The 20,127-nt window shown below is 50.6% G+C and carries 13 protein-coding genes and 1 tRNA gene; 9 read left to right on the top strand and 5 right to left on the bottom strand.

The window, feature by feature from the left end; all coding sequences use genetic code 11:
• Nucleotides 1-76: 76 nt before the first annotated feature.
• Complete coding sequence (locus LX87_RS15395) at nucleotides 77-4,147, top strand: PKD domain-containing protein (RefSeq protein ID WP_170139369.1); 4,071 nt, start codon at nucleotides 77-79, stop codon at nucleotides 4,145-4,147.
• Between the two features lie 112 nt (nucleotides 4,148-4,259).
• On the top strand, nucleotides 4,260-5,288 hold the full coding sequence (gene ruvB / locus LX87_RS15390) for a Holliday junction branch migration DNA helicase RuvB (RefSeq protein WP_111629105.1): 1,029 nt from the start codon (nucleotides 4,260-4,262) through the stop codon (nucleotides 5,286-5,288).
• A 45-nt stretch (nucleotides 5,289-5,333) separates the two neighbouring features.
• Here ruvB and LX87_RS15385 read toward each other — a convergent pair whose 3' ends face one another.
• The 3 genes from LX87_RS15385 to era all read right to left on the bottom strand — a co-directional run bounded on the left by LX87_RS15385 (nucleotide 5,334) and on the right by era (nucleotide 8,291).
• Nucleotides 5,334-5,642 (bottom strand): ArsR/SmtB family transcription factor, encoded by a 309-nt coding sequence (locus tag LX87_RS15385; protein WP_111629104.1) that lies wholly within the window; start codon nucleotides 5,640-5,642, stop codon nucleotides 5,334-5,336.
• 305 nt (nucleotides 5,643-5,947) lie between these two features.
• Nucleotides 5,948-7,255, bottom strand: a complete 1,308-nt coding sequence (gene der / locus LX87_RS15380) for a ribosome biogenesis GTPase Der (RefSeq protein WP_111629103.1) — start codon at nucleotides 7,253-7,255, stop codon at nucleotides 5,948-5,950.
• Between the two features lie 118 nt (nucleotides 7,256-7,373).
• A complete protein-coding gene (gene era / locus LX87_RS15375) occupies nucleotides 7,374-8,291 on the bottom strand; it encodes a GTPase Era (protein ID WP_111629102.1) in 918 nt (305 codons plus the stop codon).
• A 127-nt stretch (nucleotides 8,292-8,418) separates the two neighbouring features.
• Here era and LX87_RS15370 point away from each other — a divergent pair.
• From LX87_RS15370 to LX87_RS15345, 6 genes are all read left to right on the top strand, one after another.
• Nucleotides 8,419-8,491: transfer RNA gene (locus LX87_RS15370), tRNA-Met, on the top strand.
• Nucleotides 8,492-8,722: 231 nt separating this feature from the next.
• A complete protein-coding gene (locus LX87_RS15365) occupies nucleotides 8,723-10,300 on the top strand; it encodes a hybrid sensor histidine kinase/response regulator (RefSeq protein WP_111629101.1) in 1,578 nt (525 codons plus the stop codon).
• Nucleotides 10,301-10,333: 33 nt separating this feature from the next.
• Nucleotides 10,334-13,939, top strand: coding sequence for a response regulator (locus LX87_RS15360; protein WP_111629100.1), 3,606 nt, complete (start codon nucleotides 10,334-10,336; stop codon nucleotides 13,937-13,939).
• A 49-nt stretch (nucleotides 13,940-13,988) separates the two neighbouring features.
• Nucleotides 13,989-14,354, top strand: a complete 366-nt coding sequence (locus tag LX87_RS15355) for a response regulator (RefSeq protein ID WP_111629099.1) — start codon at nucleotides 13,989-13,991, stop codon at nucleotides 14,352-14,354.
• 9 nt (nucleotides 14,355-14,363) lie between these two features.
• Nucleotides 14,364-15,173, top strand: a complete 810-nt coding sequence (locus LX87_RS15350) for a CheR family methyltransferase (protein WP_111629225.1) — start codon at nucleotides 14,364-14,366, stop codon at nucleotides 15,171-15,173.
• Nucleotides 15,155-15,745 (top strand): chemotaxis protein CheB, encoded by a 591-nt coding sequence (locus LX87_RS15345; protein WP_111629098.1) that lies wholly within the window; start codon nucleotides 15,155-15,157, stop codon nucleotides 15,743-15,745. Before LX87_RS15350 ends, LX87_RS15345 begins: the two co-directional genes overlap by 19 nt.
• Nucleotides 15,746-15,755: 10 nt before the next feature.
• Here the strand turns inward: LX87_RS15345 and LX87_RS15340 are convergent, their stop codons facing one another.
• Nucleotides 15,756-16,532 carry a hypothetical protein gene (locus tag LX87_RS15340; RefSeq protein WP_111629097.1) on the bottom strand — a complete coding sequence of 259 codons (777 nt, stop codon included), beginning with the start codon at nucleotides 16,530-16,532 and terminating at the stop codon, nucleotides 15,756-15,758.
• 256 nt (nucleotides 16,533-16,788) lie between these two features.
• Between LX87_RS15340 and LX87_RS15335 the strand changes: the two genes are divergently transcribed.
• On the top strand, nucleotides 16,789-18,414 hold the full coding sequence (locus tag LX87_RS15335; protein ID WP_111629096.1) for an amidohydrolase family protein: 1,626 nt from the start codon (nucleotides 16,789-16,791) through the stop codon (nucleotides 18,412-18,414).
• 84 nt (nucleotides 18,415-18,498) lie between these two features.
• Here the strand turns inward: LX87_RS15335 and LX87_RS15330 are convergent, their stop codons facing one another.
• Nucleotides 18,499-20,094 carry a M28 family peptidase gene (locus tag LX87_RS15330; RefSeq protein ID WP_111629095.1) on the bottom strand — a complete coding sequence of 532 codons (1,596 nt, stop codon included), beginning with the start codon at nucleotides 20,092-20,094 and terminating at the stop codon, nucleotides 18,499-18,501.
• Nucleotides 20,095-20,127 lie beyond the last annotated feature (33 nt).

Genomic DNA, 20,127 nt, shown 5'->3' with positions numbered 1-20,127 from the left:
ACACAAAATATACACACGATTCGAAGGGCCGGTAACTTACTTGATTTATTAGCAGCGAATGACAACCTATACAGGAATGGTACGACGGTTGGGGTGGATGCTTCTCTGTTGGGGGCTATTCGCCGGCATAGCCTATGCGCAGACCGGTATCAAAGTAAGTGGTAAACTTTGTGCCGCCGACCCAACTTGCGAAGCCGGGGTGATGTTTCAGGATACGGTGCCGAATGTCCGCACCCGCCTTTGGGATTTTGGCGATCCGGCTTCTACCCAGGATACTTCGTCGGCCATCAACCCCAAGTATTCTTATCCGAACCCCGGCACGTATACCGTGACCTTAACGCGGACTTTGCGGGATGGAACGGTATTGCCGCCCGCGACAAAAGAAGTTATCATTGGATTGCCTCCTGCCGAGTTTCAGAACTGGCGGACGGACACCATGTTGTGTAACGGCCAGAAAATCACACTCGACCCGTATCCCAACGGAGCGCCCCCGGGTGCCAGCTACCTCTGGTATCCGAAAGGCGACACCACGCGAACCATCGAGGTCGATAGCGCGGGGTGTTATTCGGTAGAGGTCTGGATTGGCACCCAGGCCGACAAGCAGAAGGTTTGTACGATAGAAAACCGGATTAATGTGCAGGTCTGCGGGCAACGGCCCCAGCAGCAGGGCGCCAAGTGGTATTTCGGGAATAATGCCGGTATTGACTTTTCGGGCGGCAGCCCCAGCCCGCTGGATGACGGAAAGCTGAATACCATCGAGGGAACCTCGTCGATCTCCAACACCAAGGGCCAGCTTCTTTTCTACACGGGCGGTATTACCATTTACGACAAGAACGGCAACCCGATGAAACCGCTCAACCCCGCCGATACGGCCCAGTTGCAGGGGAGTCAGACGGCTACGCAGTCGGCGCTGATTGTTCCACAGCCGACCTGTCGGGGGTGTGAATATCTCTACCGGGTTTATACTACCTCCGAGATCAGAGGGAAAAAGACCATGACCGTCAGCACGGTCGATATGCGGTATAACCAGGGAACGGGGGCCATTATCGAGAAAAACGTGGTAGTTGACACCATGACCACCGAACGGCTGGCGTCGGTCCGCAACGACCGCGATACCACCTACTGGGTTATTTCGCACGATTACGGCAACAATAAATTTCAGATTTATCACGTAACGCGGGCGGGCATTGAGGGGCCGCAGGAATACGCGCTCGGAATGGACCACGATACCACGACCAAGGGCGAGGGGTACATGAAAATCGGTCCGGCGGATACGACCGGCAACGGAAACCGCCCGGTTGCGGTGGTAGTGCCCGGTCCGCCGACCAACTACGTCGAAGTCTTTACGTTCAACGATTCAACCGGCGTCATGACGGGCGGGCCGCGAATCAACCTGGGTCCGGCACCGCCCAAAGCCTACGGGGTAGAGTTTTCGCCGGACGGTTCCAAGCTCTACGTTTCGTTGCAGGGTGATTCGACCCATGCCTCCCAGCTTTTGATTTACGACCTGACCAACCCCGACCCGGCAGCCATTGAAGCCTCCAAGGCGTTATTGGACAGTACTACGGCAAGGCAATACGGGGCCTTGCAGATCGGTTCGGACGGGAAAATCTACGTCGCCATCAAAGACGGGAAGAGCCTGGGGGTGATCGAAAACCCGAACGATGAGCTGCTGGCTCCGGCCACGTTCGATCCCAATGGGCTTAACCTGAACGGACCGACCAGCCAGTTGGGTCTGCCCAATATGGTGGCCAATTTCAACGAACCGTCCAGTTCGCCCGGTTTCTCCTACGCCGATACCTGCGCCGGGTCGCCGACTCAGTTTACGGCCACGCCGATGTGTCCGCCGTTGAAAGACAATTACACCTGGACCTGGGGAGACAGCAGCGCACCATTCAGTTCAACCGCAACGCAGGCTACACACACGTATGCCAATCCGGGTACGTATTCCGTTAGTCTGCGTATTGTGACGATGCGGTCAGATGGCAGTGTCTGTAAGGATACGTTAATAACGCAACAGGTAACCATCGTTAAAACACCCGACCCTATTGATCTGGGACCGGATATAAATGAGTGTAAAAACACGCATACGCTGGATGCCAAAGTAGACGCCAGTGTGTACATCTGGATTCGAAACGGGCGTATTCTTCGAGGGTATAATGAACGAACATTAACTGTGACAACCCCGGGCAGGCCGGGGTATAACAGCATAACTCCCGGTACGTTTGTGGTTATTGCGGCCAATGGGGGGTGTTTCCAAAGTGATACAATCATTGTGAATTTGCGTCGTTCGCCCAACTTTTCACTCGGCCCTGATACAACGGTTTGTCTGAACGGTGCCATCACCCTGACCGCCCGGGGCAACGGCTGGACGAGCTTCCAGTGGAGCAACGGTTCGACCGAACGGGAAACAACGGTTTCGCAGGCGGGTAATTATTCCGTCATTGTCCGGGATGTGAACGGTTGTGAAAATACCGATACCGTTGCCGTCATCGCTTTACCAAAACCGGCCATCACGGCTGTCATGACCCCACCCACCGGCTGTACGACCGTCGACGGAAGCATTCGGATAAACGTGGGGTCGGCTACCGTCCGGCGGTTTGAATGGAGTTTTGGCGGACAACCGCTCCCGGATACCACGGCCTTATTACAGGGCATTCGGGATGGTGATTATACCGTCCGGATCATCAGCGACGACGCCTGTACGGTTGACACCACCCTGACACTTCGTTCCAACAACAGCATCGAAGTTAGGGCAAATCCGAAAATAGCCTTGTGTACGGTTCCGCAAAGCGGCTCCATTCAGCTAACCGTTGTCCGAGGGCAGCCCACGCAGTTTATCTGGCGCGATGTCAACGGCGCGGTGGTCGGCAACGGTTCGGGCCTGACAGGAATCGACGGCGGGGTCTACAGCCTCGAAGCGCGCGATGCCGGGGGCTGTCTCGACACATTGAATAATATCCGCGTACCGGTTGATACAACGGGGTATGTCTCGCTGGGGCCGGATCGGGGCAAATGTATTGGCGATACCGTTCAACTGGCCTCGCTGGTGCAGGCACCGGGTGATATTTATCAGTGGAATACCGGCCAGACGACCCCATCGATTACCGTATCAGCGGCTGGTCCGTACCGCTTGACGGTTCGTAACCCGTTAACCGGCTGTCAGGGATCTGATGAAATTGTGGTTAATTTTAATCTCAAACCAACCGTTGAAGCCGGGCCAACGCTGGAAGTCTGCGCCAATTCGCCGGTTGTAACGCTCAGCGGAGCAACACCGTTAGGCGGTTTCTGGACGGGGCCGGGAGTGGACAGTACCGGACGGTTTACGCCCGCCGATAGCCTGGCCGGGCCAAATCCTGTTGTCCTGACGTATACGACATCACAGTTGGGTTGTGTAGCTTCTGACCGGAAAATTGTGTTTGTGCAGGTGCCGCCCACCGTTAGTTTAGGGCCGGATAGAACCCTGTGTCCAACGCCCGATCTGCGGCTGGAGGCAACGGGTTCGGCGGGGGCCACCTACCTATGGTCAACCGGGGCCACCACCTCATCCATCCAGCCTACCACTTCGGGTACATACTCGGTGGTGGCCAAAGACGGCGTCTGTACGGTATCCGACGAGGTGCAGCTTACCTTCCTGCCGCTGCCCAATTTCAGTCTGACCAAGGAGGTGCCCTTCTGCGTGAATGAAGGTGGCCGTGTAACCCTCCAGGTAACGGGCGGGAGTGATCTGACCTACTTATGGATGCGTTCGGGCGATACTAACCCCCGGACGATTGTGCTGGAGGTGGGCGAATACCCCGTCCGGGTGACGGGCGCCAACGGGTGTTTCCGGATGGATACGGCTGTGGTAGTCGATAAGTGCGAACCTCGGGTTGTAATTCCTGACGCGTTCACGCCCAACGGCGACGGCAACAATGACCTGCTGGACGTATTCACCTCCTACATAACCGACTTCGAGCTTCGCATCTTTAACCGTTGGGGGGAGGTCATCTTTGTCTCGAACGATCCGGAGCAGAAATGGGATGGAAAATACCGTGGACAGGCGTACCCGCCGATGGTGTATGCTTACGTCGTCAACTACAAAAGTTTATATTATCCGGAGCGGCCGAAAGTCGTAAAACGGGGGTCAATTCTGCTGGTTCGATAGCGGTTTTGTGCGCGGAATTTCGTATATTTGAATGAAAACGGCACTTGTCTAAATGGCTGAAAATCAAGCCGAATTTAGAAGTTAAACAACAAATGCTTTCATTCAAAGAACCATGCGGAAAGATATTCTAAAAGGTACCGGTGAGGGGATGACAGCGACGGAGAAAGAGATCGAACGCGCCCTGCGGCCGCTCTCATTCGAAGACTTTACGGGCCAGGCCAAAGTGCTTGAAAACCTGAAAGTTTTCGTAATGGCGGCCACGCAGCGCGGAGAGGCTCTTGACCACGTTCTGCTTCACGGCCCTCCGGGTTTGGGTAAAACCACCCTCTCGCACATCATTGCCAATGAGTTAAATGCGGGGATTAAAATGACGTCCGGTCCGGTACTCGACAAGCCGAGTGATCTGGCCGGTTTGCTCACCAACCTGCAAGCAAATGATGTGCTTTTCATCGACGAGATTCACCGGCTCAACCCCGTTGTGGAAGAGTACCTGTATTCGGCGATGGAGGATTACAAAATTGATATCATGCTCGATTCGGGGCCCAATGCCCGAACGGTTCAGATCAAGCTGAATCCGTTTACGCTGATCGGCGCCACCACCCGGGCCGGGTTGCTGACTTCGCCCTTGCGGGCCCGGTTCGGGATCAACGCCCGGCTGGAGTACTACGATGCGGTCCTGCTGACCTCGATTGTCAAGCGGTCGTCGGCCATTCTGAGTACGCCCATTGAAGAGGACGGAGCGTATGAAATTGCCCGGCGGAGCCGCGGAACTCCGCGGATTGCGAATAACCTGCTTCGCCGGACGCGTGACTTTGCGCAGGTGAAAGGAAAGGGCATCATTACCGCCGAAATTGCTGAAATCGCCCTGCGGGCGCTCGACGTTGATCAGAACGGGCTGGACGAAATGGACAACCGGATTCTGATGACCATTATCGACAAGTTCAAAGGCGGACCGGTTGGCTTATCGACCATTGCCACGGCCTGCGGTGATGAAGCCGAAACCATTGAGGAGGTGTACGAACCCTTCCTGATTCAGGAGGGGTACCTGAAGCGCACATCGCGCGGACGGGAAGCCACTGAAAAAGCGTATCGGCACCTGGGCGTTGTGCCCGTCTACCGGGATGGCGAGTTATTCTCGTAAATATAGAAAATATGAAAAAGGGAAGCGGTACCGCTTCCCTTTTTGCTAGGCCATAATTTTGCTACGGTATATGCAGTCGATAATTTCGGCAATGGAGCCATCGACCAGAAAGTAATAAATATTTTTGCCGCTCCGACGAATTTCCAGAATTCCTTTGTCGCGCATGTTGATCAGGTGGTGGGAGATCAGTGATTGCTCAGCGTTGAGATTTTTGTAAATTGTTGATACATTCAGTTCCTTTTGCTCGTTCAGCATCTGAATAATTTTGATGCGCAGAGGGTGGGCCACGGCTTTCAGTACGTAGGCAGCCCGTTCAATCTTTTTGTCGTCGTTGGTCAGCGTGTCGTTAGTCATGATTCCTTGTGCGTTTTAGAATTAATAGAGATGGTAAAGTGATTGAAATTTAGTCATTTATCCATATTCTCCAAAAAAATATAGCCCGTAAAGTTGATATGTTAATTTATTTAGATCAAACGGTAAATTTAGGTGCTGTTTAGGAGGTTCTGCATCATGGAATAGCTATCCTATAGGCCATTGCCGACGGCTAAGAATAGGTTAGCTTAACGGCTTCAGGGCAAAAAAAAGCACTGCCGGGAAAACCAGCAGCGCTCCAATTCAATCCCGTAATTGAGACGACAAAACCGCCCCAACGGTTTCGATTATTTTTGGCGGAAAAATATAGTGATTGGAACCCCGTCAAAGCCGAAGTGTTCGCGGAGTTTGTTTTCCAGATACCGGCTGTACGGTTCTTTGATGTACTGCGGCAGGTTGCAGAAAAACACGAAGGTTGGCGACGGCGTTGGCAGTTGAATCATATACTTGATTTTGATCATCTTCCCCTTCGTGGCCGGGGGCGGGTACGCGTTGATCTCCGGCTGCATCGCGTCGTTTAGCTTCGAGGTAGGAATCTTCTTGCTTTTGTTTTCGTATACCTCCATCGCCTTTTCCATGACCTGAAAAATCCGCTGTTTTTCCAGAACCGAAGCAAAAACAACCGGCAGATAATCAATGGGGGCCATACGATGCACGATGTCCTTTTTCCACTGGTCGGCGGTTTTGGAATCCTTTTCAATGGCATCCCATTTATTCACCATCAGAACCACGCCTTTTTTGGCTCGAACCGCCTGCCCGATGATGTTCATGTCCTGGGCTTCCAGGCCGCGCGTAGCATCCAGCATCACAACGACCACGTGCGATTCCTCAAGCGCTTTCAGCGAGCGCATCACCGAATAAAATTCGATATTATCCTTCACCTTCGCCTTGCGCCGGATACCGGCGGTGTCGGTCAGGATAAAATCTTTACCAAATGCCTTGTACCGGGTGTCGATGGCGTCGCGCGTAGTACCGGCAATGTCGGTCACAATGCTGCGGTCTTCACCGATCAGAACGTTCAGAAATGACGATTTCCCGACGTTCGGACGGCCCAGAATAGCGATACGGGGAATACCGGCGTTTGGATCTTCCACGCCCGGTGTTGGAAAATGCTTAATGACTTCATCCAGCAAATCACCCGTTCCGGTGCCCGTCAGTGACGAGATCGGGTAAGGGTCACCCAGCCCCAGGGCGTAAAACTCACCGACCGAGTTCTGACGCATCACGGTTTCGGATTTGTTGGCCACCACAAAAACCGGCTTTTTCGACCGGCGAAGTACGTCGGCAAAGTCCTTATCGAGATCGGTTAGGCCGGCCATGGCATCCACCATAAACAGCACCACCGATGCTTCTTCAATGGCGATCTGCACCTGTTCGCGAATCGATTCTTCAAAAACGTCATCGGAGCCGACTACGTAACCACCAGTATCGATTACCGTGAAATACTTATCGGTCCAGTCGGCATAGCCGTAATGCCGGTCGCGCGTAACGCCCGGCTGATTATCCATAATGGCCTGTCGCTGCTCTACCAGTCGGTTAAACAGCGTCGATTTCCCGACGTTCGGGCGGCCTACAATTGCTACAATATTTGCCATAATTCAGTTAAATGAGGAAAGGAGGAAAAGGAAAATGGGAAGAAGGAGAGCCGGGAGGAGAAGTTTAGTAAGTGTTCCTTTCCTCCTGTTTTCCTGTCTTCCCGTCCTCTTTTTCCGGTTATTCTTCGTATCCAAACCGTTTCAGCGCCCTTTCTTTACTGCGCCAATCGGGTTCAACTTTTACGTACTGTTCAAGGAACACTTTCTTTCCAAAGAAGCGTTCCAGTTCCTCACGGGCCATAATGCCCGTTTTTTTAATCATTTTACCACCTTCTCCGAGTAGAATTGCCCGTTGAGTAGCCCGCTCAACCAGAATTTCCGACTGGACGACGATGATGTCTTCTTTTTCTTTAAAGCCCGTAATAATAACCTCACAACTGTACGGAACCTCTTTCTTATAATTTAGAAAGATTTTCTCGCGAATAATTTCTGAAGCAAAAAAGCGTTCGGGCCGGTCGGTCAGTTCGTCCTTCGGGAAAAAAGGCGGGTGAGTCGGCAGACGGTTTATGATGGCTTCAAACAGCAGATCAATATTTTTGGCATTAAGCGCCGAAATGGGAATAATGGCTTCGGCCTTAAAATTCTCCTGCCAGTATTGAATTTTCTCCTCAATCTGTTCGGGAGTTGCCAGGTCAATTTTGTTGATCAGCAACAAAATGGGGGTCTGTGCTTTCTGCAACCGTTCGATTACATCATCTTCGTCGTGTTTTTCAAAAATGTCGGTCACGAACAAAACCACGTCGGCATCTTCCAGCGAACCGCGCACGAAGCTCATCATGGACTCATGCAGGCGGTATTGAGGCTTAATAATGCCTGGTGTATCCGAATAAACCAGTTGGAACTCCTGCCCGTTGTGTACCCCGTTGAGGATACCCATAATGCGGTGACGGGTGGTTTGGGCTTTGGAGGTAATAATGGAAAGCCGTTCACCCACCAACTGATTCATCAGCGTGGATTTACCCACATTCGGTTTACCAACAATGCTGACAAAACCGGCTTTATGGTCCGGGGAATATGTTTCAATGGAAGTATTCATGGATTTGATAACCAACACCTACAGAAAAAAACTCCCCTCCGAACTAAAAAAATAGCGGAGGGGGTTAAATTTTTTACAAAGATAGTTGTTTTTTATGAAAAACGCTGTACCTTTGCATTCCAAACATCGCGGGATGGAGCAGTTGGTAGCTCGTTGGGCTCATAACCCAAAGGTCGCTGGTTCGAGTCCAGCTCCCGCTACTGAGAACCCTTGCAGAAATTCTGCAAGGGTTTATTTTTTAGTACCCAGTTGTTCATTATCTTCTGCCGAAAACTATCCAAAAGCGCAGAATACCTTCAATTTATTTATTTAGCGAACACTTCCAGATTTGGAAGCACCCCGTTCACCGTCCTATCTTCACACCTTCTTTTGGAAGGAGTCGGAAACACGTAAAGCGGCCTTTTTCGTAGCCTTAAACACCCGAATTGCGTATGATTTTGATTGTTGATGACAGGCCGGAAAATATCCTCCCTTTAAAAAAAATACTTGAGTTGCATAACTTTCTGGTCGATACGGCTGAATCGGGCGAAGAAGCGCTGAAGAAAGTTCTGAAAACCAATTATGCGGTCATTATTCTGGATGTACAAATGCCCGGCATGGACGGTTTTGAGGTCGCCAATGCCATTGCAGGTTTTAGTAAATCCAAAGACACTTCCATCATCTTTCTGTCGGCCGTTAATACCGAGAAAAAATTCATTACCCGCGGTTATACATCGGGTGGCGTGGATTACCTGACCAAGCCCGTGGACCCGGATATTCTGGTTCTGAAAGTTAAAACGTTATATCGGCTCTACCGGCAGCAGCAGGAATTGCGCGAAACGCAGCTGTCTTTGCAGAAAGAAATTGAAGTTCGAAAGCAGGCGCAGGAGGAAATAGCCGGGCGGATGCAGGAACTTCGGCTGGTTATGTCTTCGCTGCCTCAAATGGCCTTCACCATTGCCCCCGATGGTCAGATTGAGTACGTCAACGAACACTGGTTTCGGTATTCTACTGACCCGACGACTTTTCCCCAGACCCACCCGGACGATGATGTCTGCGACGAATGGCCGGTTTATTTAAAAAGTGGGATTGAATTTACGCGGGAAGTTCGTCTGAAAGAGCTGGAAACCGGAAATTATCGCTATCATTTGCTGCGTATTCTACCCGTCAAACAGCAGAATGCTCTGGTACGTTGGGTCGGTACGTATACGGATATCCATCCGCAAAAACAGGCGGCTGAATTGCTGGAACAGGAAGTAGAATTGCGGACCAAAGAACTGCTCATTAAAAATCTGGAACTCGAACGAAGCAACCATGAGCTACAGCAGTTCACGTGGGTGGTGTCGCATGATTTAAAAGAGCCGCTCCGAAAAATTCAGATTCTGAACGATCTGGTTAAAGAGCAGTTTTTATCCGATATTCCGGAAGCTGTTTCTTACCTTGACCGGTCCATTAATTCGTCGGCCCGTATGTCGAGTTTGATCAACGATTTATTGGCCTACTCCCAATTATCGACACCCGCAGCCTTTCAATCGACGGATTTAAACGGTATTCTAAACGAAATTTTATCGGATTTCGACGAACTACTCAGCAAAAAGAACGCCATCATTACGGTAGATTCCTTACCAACCATTGATACCATACCGGGCCGGATTCGGCAGGTTTTTCAAAACCTGATCAGTAATGCCCTGAAGTTTTCTAAAAAAGACGTTCCGCCCATGATCAGCATCACGTCGGAGCGTATTAAAGACAAACGAATTGACAGCGAACCGGCCAGTGATGGAGACTTTTACCGGATCATTGTCAGCGATAACGGTATTGGTTTCGATGAACGATTTATAGACCGTATTTTTGTGATTTTTCAGCGGTTAACCAACCGGACCAGTTACGAAGGCACCGGTATTGGATTGGCCATTGCAAAGAAAAACATTGACAGACACAACGGAATTATTTCTGCCAGGAGCCAGATTGATAAAGGGAGCCAATTCATTCTGATTCTTCCGGCTCGCCAGAATAATGAAATAGAATAACACAACGCTAAGTGCTAATTAAGCGCATCCGTCATGCCGCAAACGATTTCCAACTCCGTAATACGACAGCTTCAGCTTGTCTTTTCTTTTTCCGTTTTATTATTATTGGTCAGCCTTATTGCTTCATTTTATAGCACCCAGAAGCTGATCGACAATTCGAAGCTGGTTAATCATACCAACCAGATATTAATCGAAGCTGAAAATATTATCTCGTATACTAAAGACGCTGAAACCGGCCAGCGTGGTTTTTTAGTCACCCTTGATCCGATTTTCTTACAACCTTATAACGGAAGCTATGAAAAGGTAACGAATAGCTATAACCAGGTTCAGGAACTGACGGCCGACAATCCCGCCCAGCAGAAAAATCTTCAGAGAGTTAAGGAGTTATATGAGGCCAAGTTTGCTCAGATGCAGCAGGTCATCACCTTAACAACCCGCCGGAAATCGTTTACCCAAGATACCCTGGCCCGTCATGCGGAAATGGTAAAAGGAAGAATAATCATGGATGAGTTACGGGCCATGATCAACCAGATTAAAGCGGATGAAAATAACTTTTTAAACACCCGGCTCGAACAACAGCAAATCTATATTACGTATACGCCTTATCTACTGCTTGCTGCCGCCCTTATTTCCATTATTATTACCGGTAGTGCCTATGTACGTATTAAAAAAGACCTGGACGATCGGATTGCCAAGCAGCTCGAATCGGAAGAAAAATACCGGGAAACCGCCGAACGGATCACCGTGATGGAGGATATTACGACCGACATCGCCGAAGGAAACTACGCCATTCGAAGCCAGGACGACCGTGATGATGAGCTGGGTCGAATAGCCCGGGCGCTCAATACGATGGCGGAGTCGCTTGAGACGACATTTACTGATTTAAATAAGCGCAACTGGCTGCAAACCGGTACGGTTCAGATAGGCGATGCCATGCGGGGCGAACGGGATTTAAAGAAGCTGGCTGACAACCTTATTGCGACGCTGACCAGCTACCTTAATGCGCCTTTGGGGACGGTTTATATCATCGAAAACGACGCCACCTTTAAGCTGGCCGGCAGCTACGCAGCAACCCATGCACCGGAAACCGTTCGGATCAGTGAGGGATTGGCTGGTGAGGTGATCAAAAGCCAAAAGCCGATCGTTATTCAGGATTTGCCCGCCAATTATATTCGGGTTAGTTCATCTTTAGGAGATTCCACACCGACGGCTCTGGTCATTCTGCCGCTGGTATACGCCCGCGTGTGCATTGGCGTAATCGAAATTGGCTTGCTGCGGAAACCCGAACCGCTGGAAATGGAATTTCTGGAGTCAAACCTGGAGTCGGTGGCCATTGGCATCAATTCGGCGCTGGACTATGTGAAACTGCAAAATTACCTGGAGGAAACCCAGGCTCAGTCGGAGGAATTGCAGGCTCAGCACAACGAACTGGAGAACGTCAACGCCGAACTCGAAGCCCAGTCGCTGAAGCTTCAGGCGTCCGAAGAAGAACTGCGCGTGCAGCAGGAAGAACTCCAGCAAACCAACGCCGAGCTTGAAGAACGCAGCTTTTTGCTGGAAGAAAAAAATAACGAAATCCAGCGGAAGGCCGAAGAACTGGAACTCAGCACCCGCTACAAGTCGGAGTTTCTGGCCAATATGTCCCACGAACTCCGGACCCCGCTCAATTCCATTCTCTTGCTGAGCCGATTGCTGTCCGAGAACAACGAGGAAAACCTGACCAGCGACCAGATCGACTACGCCAAAGTCATTCAGTCGTCCGGAAATGGTTTGCTCGGTTTGATCGACGAGATTCTGGATCTTTCCAAGATTGAAGCCGGTCAGATGAAACTGGAGTACCTGGATGTCTCGCTGGCCGATATAACCGAGGAACTTCAGGCGCTGTTTGCTCCGCTGGCCAAAGAAAAAGAACTGGATTTTGCCATAACCGTTGAAGAAAATGTGCCGACCGTGATCGAAACCGATAAAATGCGTCTGGGACAGATTTTGAAAAACCTGATTTCCAATGCGCTCAAATTTACGGCACAGGGCAGTATTACGCTGACGGTTAAGAGAACTCCGCAGACGGACTCAATGCTGAGCTTTATTGTGAAAGACACAGGAATCGGTATTCCGCCGGAGAAGCAGCAACTCGTATTTGAAGCCTTCCAGCAGGCCGATGGCTCTACCAAACGCAAGTACGGCGGCACGGGTTTAGGCTTATCCATCAGTCGTGAACTGGCAAAGCTGCTTGGGGGCGAAATTGTACTTTCCAGCAAAGTCAATGCGGGAAGTGAGTTTACCGTCCACCTGCCCATTAAAAACGCGCCTTTGGAGCAGGTGCAGGCAAAAACCACCCAATATGTCAGCCGGAACGTAGAACCGCAGCCGGAGAGGGAGCCGGAAACCGCCAATAAATACATTAGTACAACCGTTCCGCAGGGTGTTCCGGACGACCGGGCCAGTATTACCGAGCAGGATAAGGTGATTCTGATTGTTGAGGATGACACGAATTTTGCCAAAGCCCTGCTGGATTATTCGCGCAACAAGGGGTATAAGGGTGTGGTAGCCGTGCGGGGTGATGAAGGGCTGAAACTGGCCGGTATTTACAAGCCAATCGGCATTTTGCTGGACATTCAGTTGCCCATCATGAGTGGCTGGCAGGTCATGGACGCCCTGAAAGCCGATCCGCAAACCCGTCACATTCCGGTCCACATCATGTCTTCGCACAAGCTGAAAAACGAGAGCCTGATAAAAGGAGCCGTAGACTTTGTGGATAAACCGGTGGCTTTTGAGCAAATGCAGGAAATTTTCGAGAAGATCGAATACGTCCTGAACCGGACGAGTAAGAAAGTTCTCATTATTGAAGATAATCCAAAACACGCTAAAGCCCTGGCTTATTTTCTGGAAACGTTTAACATTAATTCGGACCTGAAAAGTGACATTTCGGAAGGGGTTGATGCTTTGCAGAAAGAAGAGATCGACTGCGTGATTCTGGACATGGGAATTCCGGATACAAAGGCGTATGAAACGCTGGAAGAAGCCAAAAAGAATCCGGGTTTGGAAAGTCTACCAATTATTATATTTACCGGGAAAAGTCTTTCTTTGGCCGAGGAATTAAAAATTAAAAAATACGCCGATTCCATCATTATAAAAACGGCACATTCGTACCAGCGTATGCTCGACGAAGTGTCGCTTTTCCTCCATTTAGTGGATGAAAATAAGAAGTCCGGTAAGATCAACGAGGATTATAAAAAACTGGGTGCGTTAGGTCAGGTATTGGCGAATAAAACCGTACTGGTTGCCGACGACGATGTGCGGAATATTTTCTCGCTTTCGAAAGCACTTGAGAATTATAAGATGAACGTGGTGACGGCCCTGGACGGTAAGGAAGCCTATCAGAAACTCCAGGAAAACCCAGCTATTGATGTGGTTTTACTGGATATGATGATGCCGCAAATGGACGGATATGAAACGGCCCGAAAAATCCGCGAAAATTACCAGTGGAAGAATTTACCTGTTATTGCCGTAACCGCGAAAGCCATGACCGGCGACCGCGAAAAATGCATTCAGGCGGGTGCTTCCGATTACATTACGAAGCCGGTCGATATTGATCAACTAATCTCATTGTTGCGGGTGTGGCTTTATGAGCGGCCCTGATAAACGTCTGATTACAGCCCATTAGCGTAGATACTTTAACACGGTCGCCATGCGCAAAAAACGAATTTTGATTATTGACGATGACTCCCGGAATATTTTTGCCCTGAGTGCTACCTTACGGGCTAAATCTTTCGACTGTATTTCGTGCTCGAATGCGCAGGATGCTCTGGATTTATTAACAACCGACGAAGTTGTAGATGCCATCCTGATTGATATGATGATGCCCGAGATGGATGGTTATGAAGCGATTCCGCGAATTAAAAACATCGAGAAACGGGCCCGGATGCCTATCATTGCGGTAACGGCTCAGGCCATGGTCGGTGATCGCGAAAAATGCCTGCAAGCCGGAGCTACGGAGTATATTTCAAAGCCGGTTGATGTTGATCGGTTATTGCAATTGTTATCGCAGGTTTGACAGGATATGATGATTGAAGACGAGGAAGTGGATTTGGTGTTGAATGACCTGTTTGAAATCTACGGTTATGACTTTACAAACTACGCCCGGGCGTCGCTGAAACGGCGGATCAACCGGCTGTTTACGCTGGACCGATTTCCAAGTTTTGCCGAATTCCGGTACCGACTTAAATCGGATGCAGATTATCTGAAACACGTAGTGGAAGGGCTCACGGTAACGGTTACGGAAATGTTTCGTGATCCGCTATTTTATAAAACGCTGCGTACGGAAGTTGTACCAACACTTTCCGCCAAACCCTTCATCCGGATCTGGCACGCGGGCTGTGCAACCGGCGAAGAAGTATATTCGATGGCTATCCTGTTAAAAGAAGCCAATCTGCTCCATAAGTCTTTGCTGTATGCGACCGATTTAAACCCTGAAGCACTCGAAAAAGCCCGGCGGGGTATTTTTCCGATGGCCCAGATGAAACTCTACTCGGAGAACTACATTGAGTCCGGCGGTAAGCAGGATTTTTCGTCTTATTATACCGCTCAGTATGGCCAGGTTAAATTTGAAGATAAGTTGGCGGAGAAAATGATTTTTTCGACGCATAATCTGGTTTCTGATCGCTCTTTTAATGAGTTTGATCTGGTTTTATGCCGAAACGTTTTGATCTACTTTGATAAAGATTTGCAGGACAGAACGCTCCGACTGTTCGATGAAAGTATTGGTAAGCTGGGTTATCTGGCCTTGGGCTCGAAAGAAACCCTGAACTTTTCGACAATTAAGCCGAAATATAAACAATTGAATAAAGAAAAAATATGGCGGAAAATAAGCTGAAAACGCCTTGCAAAGCCGTCGTTATTGGTGGGTCTGCGGGTAGTATTGAAGTATTATTAAAATTACTTCCAGCCCTGCCTTCTGTTCTGTCATTCACTGTTATTATCGTTGTACACCGAAAAAACTCGGCTGAGTCATCATTGGCCAATCTGCTTTCTCTTAAAACAGCGGTACCCATTCAGGAAGTAGAAGACAAGGATGCGGTACTTCCCGGAAGCATGTACCTGGCTCCGGCAGATTACCACCTGCTGATTGAAAAACAGGGCGTTTTTTCACTCGATAATTCCGAAAAAGTGAATTACAGCCGCCCATCGCTTGATGTAACGTTTGAGTCGGCTGCGGATGTGTACGGTCCGGCGATGGTAGGCATTCTGCTATCAGGTGCCAATGCCGATGGTACAGCCGGGTTGAAGGCCGTTAAGAATGCCGGGGGCGTCATCGTGGCCCAGAAACCGGAAACCGCCATGTCCGGCTTTATGCCGCAGCAGGCCATTCTCAACACGCCCATCGACTTTATTCTGGACGTTAATGAACTAATCGAATTCGTCCGGTCGCTGAATACGGCTTCGTAACAAAGCCGGGTTATTGCTCCTCAACAGTTCCGGCCCCCAGTTCCTGAAACAAGGTGGTCCAGTACTGCGTCACCGCCGGGTTATTTACTTTCACCGACGCATCCGGCGCAAACGGCAGAATCATTTCGATATCCGGGCTACCAATCATGTGCCGTTTCAATTGCCCCGCGTCGGCTTTGGCCCAGGTTTCGGCCTGAGCATTGTCTTTCGGCGGAGTTTTATGAAAGTCCCGGCGTCCGGCGCTGTAGACGCTCTCCACCATATCGCTGAGATAATACACCTTTACGGTAGCTCCGCTTTCGTTGGCTTTGGCAATCACCGGCAGGCTGGCCCAGATGTCGGTTTCTTTCCGCGAAGAGGAAGAATTGGGTGCGGCCAGTTGCTGCAACACCCGCTGACGGATGGCGGCTTTTTCGCGGCTCAGCGACACATCAAAGCTGGTTTGGGCCGTTTCGCGGTCGGTGGCGTTGGCACTGCTGACGTCTTCCATCTCGGAACGTGTCGTCACCGACAGCGCGCGGGCTTTCGAGGTATTTTCGTGGATGAAATAAACCTCCAGTTTATCCCCTTTATTCTTGATATTCTGCTCGATGATGTCGTTGAGGGCACTTTGATATTTCTGGGCGACAAAGGCCTGGTTAGGATTAACGCTTACCGATTTGTCCAGGAAAATCAGGGTATAGATGGGGCCGGATTTCGGCGTGTTGGCATCGGTTTCTTTCCCGCTGTCGGAGGAGCAGGCTACGAGGGTCAGCAGTAAAATGCAGCTAAAAAACAGGGTTTTCATAAGCGTTAAACAGTCCTTGGAGTTCCGGTCATCAACGGCTGAAGCGCTGGTGAACGGCTATTTGTAAAACGTTGCGTATGGTGAGTTGTTTGTAACGACCACCCCCAATTCAAATAATTTGTACTTTATCGGCGAATAATTATCCGAATCTTGACTTTTTTACTCAGTAAACAAAACCACGTTCGGGAAAAATCAAATGTACCAACAAACGCCGTATATTGCTTAATCTGCTGATCAACAAACCCTCCATCACGGTATGAACTCGATTTTTACCCGTCGGTTTACACTCATACTCCTGCTTTTTACCTTTTCATCCCGCTTACTGGCCCAGATTACCGACGCCCCCACCCGCAGGGAAGGCGATGGCCCCCACAAACGGCTCATCATCCGGGGCGTTACGCTCATCAACAGCACCGGTGCGCCCCCGGTCGGGCCGATTGATATTGTGGTGGAGAAAAACCGTATTACCCAGATTCGGCAGGTGGGCTACCCCGGTGTTCCGATTGACGGGAAAAGACGCCCCCAGGCCAATCCCGGCGACAAAGAGCTGAATTGCGAAGGCATGTACCTGATGCCGGGGTTTGTGGATATGCACGGCCACATCGGCGGTAAGGCGCAGGGAACGCCGTCGGAATATGTATTTAAACTCTGGCTGGGACACGGTATTACGACCATCCGCGATCCATCGGCGGGAAACGGCCTCGACTGGGTGCTCGACCACCGCGCCAAAAGCGAGCGGAACGAGATTACGGCTCCCCGCATCAAAGCGTATACGGCTTTCGGGATGGGGGCCAAAGATCCGATTTCGACACCTGAGCAAGCCCGGGCGTGGGTCCGCGAAAATGCTAAAAAAGGAGCCGACGGTATCAAGTTTTTTGGAGCTGAACCGGATGTCTTTCGGGCAGCTCTGGACGAAAACAAAAAGCTGGGCCTGCGTTCGGCTTGCCACCACGCGCAACTGGAAGTGGCCCGGATGAATGCGCTGGCAACCGCCAAAGCCGGTCTGACGACGATGGAGCACTGGTATGGTTTACCCGAAGCCCTGTTTGAGGATAAAACCGTTCAGTCGTACCCCGCCGATTATAACTATAACAACGAGCAAAATCGGTTTGAGGAGGCCGGTAAGCTCTGGCAGCAAGCCGCCAAACCGGGCACCGAAAAGTGGAACAGGGTGATGGATGAACTGATCGCGCTGGATTTTACCATCGACCCAACGTTTAACATTTACGAGGCCAACCGCGAATTGATGTTAACCCGCCGGGCTGAGTGGCACGATGAATACACGCTTCCGTCGCTCTGGCGGTTTTATGGACCGAGCCGGATTTCGCACGGGTCGTACTGGCACAACTGGGGAACGGAGCAGGAAGTAACCTGGAAGCGCAATTACCAACTGTGGATGGCATTTATCAACGAATACAAAAATCGGGGCGGACGCGTCACCACGGGGTCTGATTCGGGCTATATCTACCAGTTATACGGTTTTGCCTACATCCGTGAGCTGGAGTTGCTGCGTGAAGCGGGTTTCCATCCGCTGGAAGTGATCCGGGCGGCCACGCTGAAAGGGGCCGAAGCCCTCGGTATGGCTGATCAGATTGGTTCGGTGGAAGTCGGTAAACTGGCCGATTTTGTGATTACTGAAGAGAACCCGCTGGCGAACCTGAAAGTCCTGTACGGCACGGGAGCCATTCACCTGAACGAAAAAAATGAAGTAACGCGGGTTGGCGGGGTGAAATATACCGTAAAAGACGGCGTTGTCTACGATGCCAAACAACTGCTGGCCGATGTCCGCAAGATTGTTGCCGAAGCCAAACAGAAAGAAAATTTCGAAATCGCACAACCGGGCATGGCTCCTAAGCCCGCCAAAATTTCAACCGGAAACTAACTATTGTCTAAAATGAATATTCCCGCTACAAACCGTTGTTGTAGCGGGAATATCGGTTACTCCTTAAATCTGCCTGATTCTGGCTTACGGCTTGTTGCTATCCACAACCAGCTTATTTTCCCGGTTTACAATCTCCCAGGCGGTATAGAACACCAGCCGCGCTGATTTTTCGGCCAGCTTAAAATCGATCTTTTCCACGTCATCGCCGGGGCGGTGGTAATCGGCGTGCAAACCGTTGAAGTAGAAAATGATGGGGATTTTGTGCTTGGCAAAGTTGTAGTGGTCAGAGCGGTAGTAGATCCGCTGCGGATCGCTGGGCTCATTGTATTTATAATCCAGATCCATCATGGTGTACTTCCGGTTGGCTTCTTCGCTGATCTGGTGCAGTTCCGACGACAGTTTGTCGGAGCCAATCACGTAGATGTAGTTATCGGATTTGCCTTCGTGCAGGTCGTCCACGCGGCCTACCATATCGATGTTCAGGTCGCAGACGGTATTCTCCAGCGGCAGCACCGGGTTCATGTCGGTGTAATATTCCGAACCGAGCAGCCCCTTTTCTTCGCCCGAAACCGTCAGGAACAGCATACTCCGGCGCGGACCGTGGCCCTCGGCTTTGGCTTTGGCGAAGGCCTGCGCAATTTCAATAACCGAAACCGTGCCCGAACCGTCATCGTTGGCCCCGTTGTTTACCTGACCGTCGGGATTGACGCCGATGTGGTCATAATGCGCCGAAATCACCACAATTTCGTCTTTTTTGTCGGTTCCTTCCAGAAAGCCCAGAACGTTGCTGCTTTCGAGAATCTCGTCTTTCCGTTCGGCTTTCAGGCTGATTTTGCCCTTCAGAACGCCCGAGTTCGGTTTGCCGGTTTTATTGATCTTCGCGACGGCGCTCTGCAATTTTGGGGCTGTTGTGTTCAGCAGGTTAGCGGCCATTTCCTGCGTAATCAGAAACGTTCCGACGGCACCGATTTTCTCCATCGACGGTTTGAGGCTCATCCGATTGAAGCGACCCATCAGGGCCGTGCGCTGGGCCACCAGCTGGCGGTAGGCTTCCGGCGATTCGGCCGAAACGATAAATACCTGTTCGGCTCCCTTATCCTTGGCAATTATGGCTTTTTTGCGTACGCTTTCCTCGCTGCTCCAGTCCGACGGTTTTTTGGAATTAGTGATCACATAATTCCCGTTGGCTTTTTTAGGTTCACCTTCCAGAATCACCACGGCTTTGCCCTTAACATCCAGTTTGGCGTAGTCGTTGTATTGATCCGAAAAGATACCGTAACCCGCAAAAACCGTTTCGCCCGGGGTTTCCTGCATCACCGCAAACAGGCCGTTAACAATAAAATCTTTCGGGTAATTGTAGGTCTTGCCTCCGGCCTTAACGTAAAATTCCCCCCAGGTTTTCTGATAGAGTTTGAACGGCTGAAAGTAGCCTGTTTTGCCATCCTCGCTTTTGACGATGGGCTGCAGTTTTTCGTCGGCAAACTGTTTGGCAATGTAATCGGCGGCTTTTCGCTGACCGGCCGTACCGGTTTCACGGCCCTGCATATCGTCGGCAGCCAGCACGCGTAAGTGTTTTTCCAGGTCGGCAGCCTGAATGGTGTTGGCATAATCCATGGCGGTTTGGGCCATTGCCAACTGACCCAGCAACAGGAAGCCGACGCTGTAACGCAAATACTTCATGAGAGTGTTGTGAAGAAAAACAAACAAAAAAGC

The organism is Larkinella arboricola (assembly GCF_003259745.1).
Taxonomy (GTDB): domain Bacteria; phylum Bacteroidota; class Bacteroidia; order Cytophagales; family Spirosomataceae; genus Larkinella; species Larkinella arboricola.
Note: the sequence above shows the minus strand (reverse complement) of the source record. Positions and strands in the feature narration are given on the sequence as shown.

Excerpts from the sequence above, each read along its gene's own strand:
- LX87_RS15330 (WP_111629095.1), bottom strand. The coding sequence starts at position 20,094 with ATGAAGTATTTGCGTTACAGCGTCGGCTTCCTGTTGCTGGGTCAGTTG.
- LX87_RS15340 (WP_111629097.1), bottom strand. The coding sequence starts at position 16,532 with ATGAAAACCCTGTTTTTTAGCTGCATTTTACTGCTGACCCTCGTAGCC.
- era (WP_111629102.1), bottom strand. The coding sequence starts at position 8,291 with ATGAATACTTCCATTGAAACATATTCCCCGGACCATAAAGCCGGTTTT.
- LX87_RS15355 (WP_111629099.1), top strand. The coding sequence starts at position 13,989 with ATGCGCAAAAAACGAATTTTGATTATTGACGATGACTCCCGGAATATT.
- LX87_RS15395 (WP_170139369.1), top strand. The coding sequence starts at position 77 with ATGGTACGACGGTTGGGGTGGATGCTTCTCTGTTGGGGGCTATTCGCC.
- LX87_RS15350 (WP_111629225.1), top strand. The coding sequence starts at position 14,364 with ATGATTGAAGACGAGGAAGTGGATTTGGTGTTGAATGACCTGTTTGAA.
- ruvB (WP_111629105.1), top strand. The coding sequence starts at position 4,260 with ATGCGGAAAGATATTCTAAAAGGTACCGGTGAGGGGATGACAGCGACG.
- LX87_RS15335 (WP_111629096.1), top strand. The coding sequence starts at position 16,789 with ATGAACTCGATTTTTACCCGTCGGTTTACACTCATACTCCTGCTTTTT.
- LX87_RS15385 (WP_111629104.1), bottom strand. The coding sequence starts at position 5,642 with ATGACTAACGACACGCTGACCAACGACGACAAAAAGATTGAACGGGCT.
- LX87_RS15360 (WP_111629100.1), top strand. The coding sequence starts at position 10,334 with ATGCCGCAAACGATTTCCAACTCCGTAATACGACAGCTTCAGCTTGTC.
- LX87_RS15365 (WP_111629101.1), top strand. The coding sequence starts at position 8,723 with ATGATTTTGATTGTTGATGACAGGCCGGAAAATATCCTCCCTTTAAAA.
- der (WP_111629103.1), bottom strand. The coding sequence starts at position 7,255 with ATGGCAAATATTGTAGCAATTGTAGGCCGCCCGAACGTCGGGAAATCG.
- LX87_RS15345 (WP_111629098.1), top strand. The coding sequence starts at position 15,155 with ATGGCGGAAAATAAGCTGAAAACGCCTTGCAAAGCCGTCGTTATTGGT.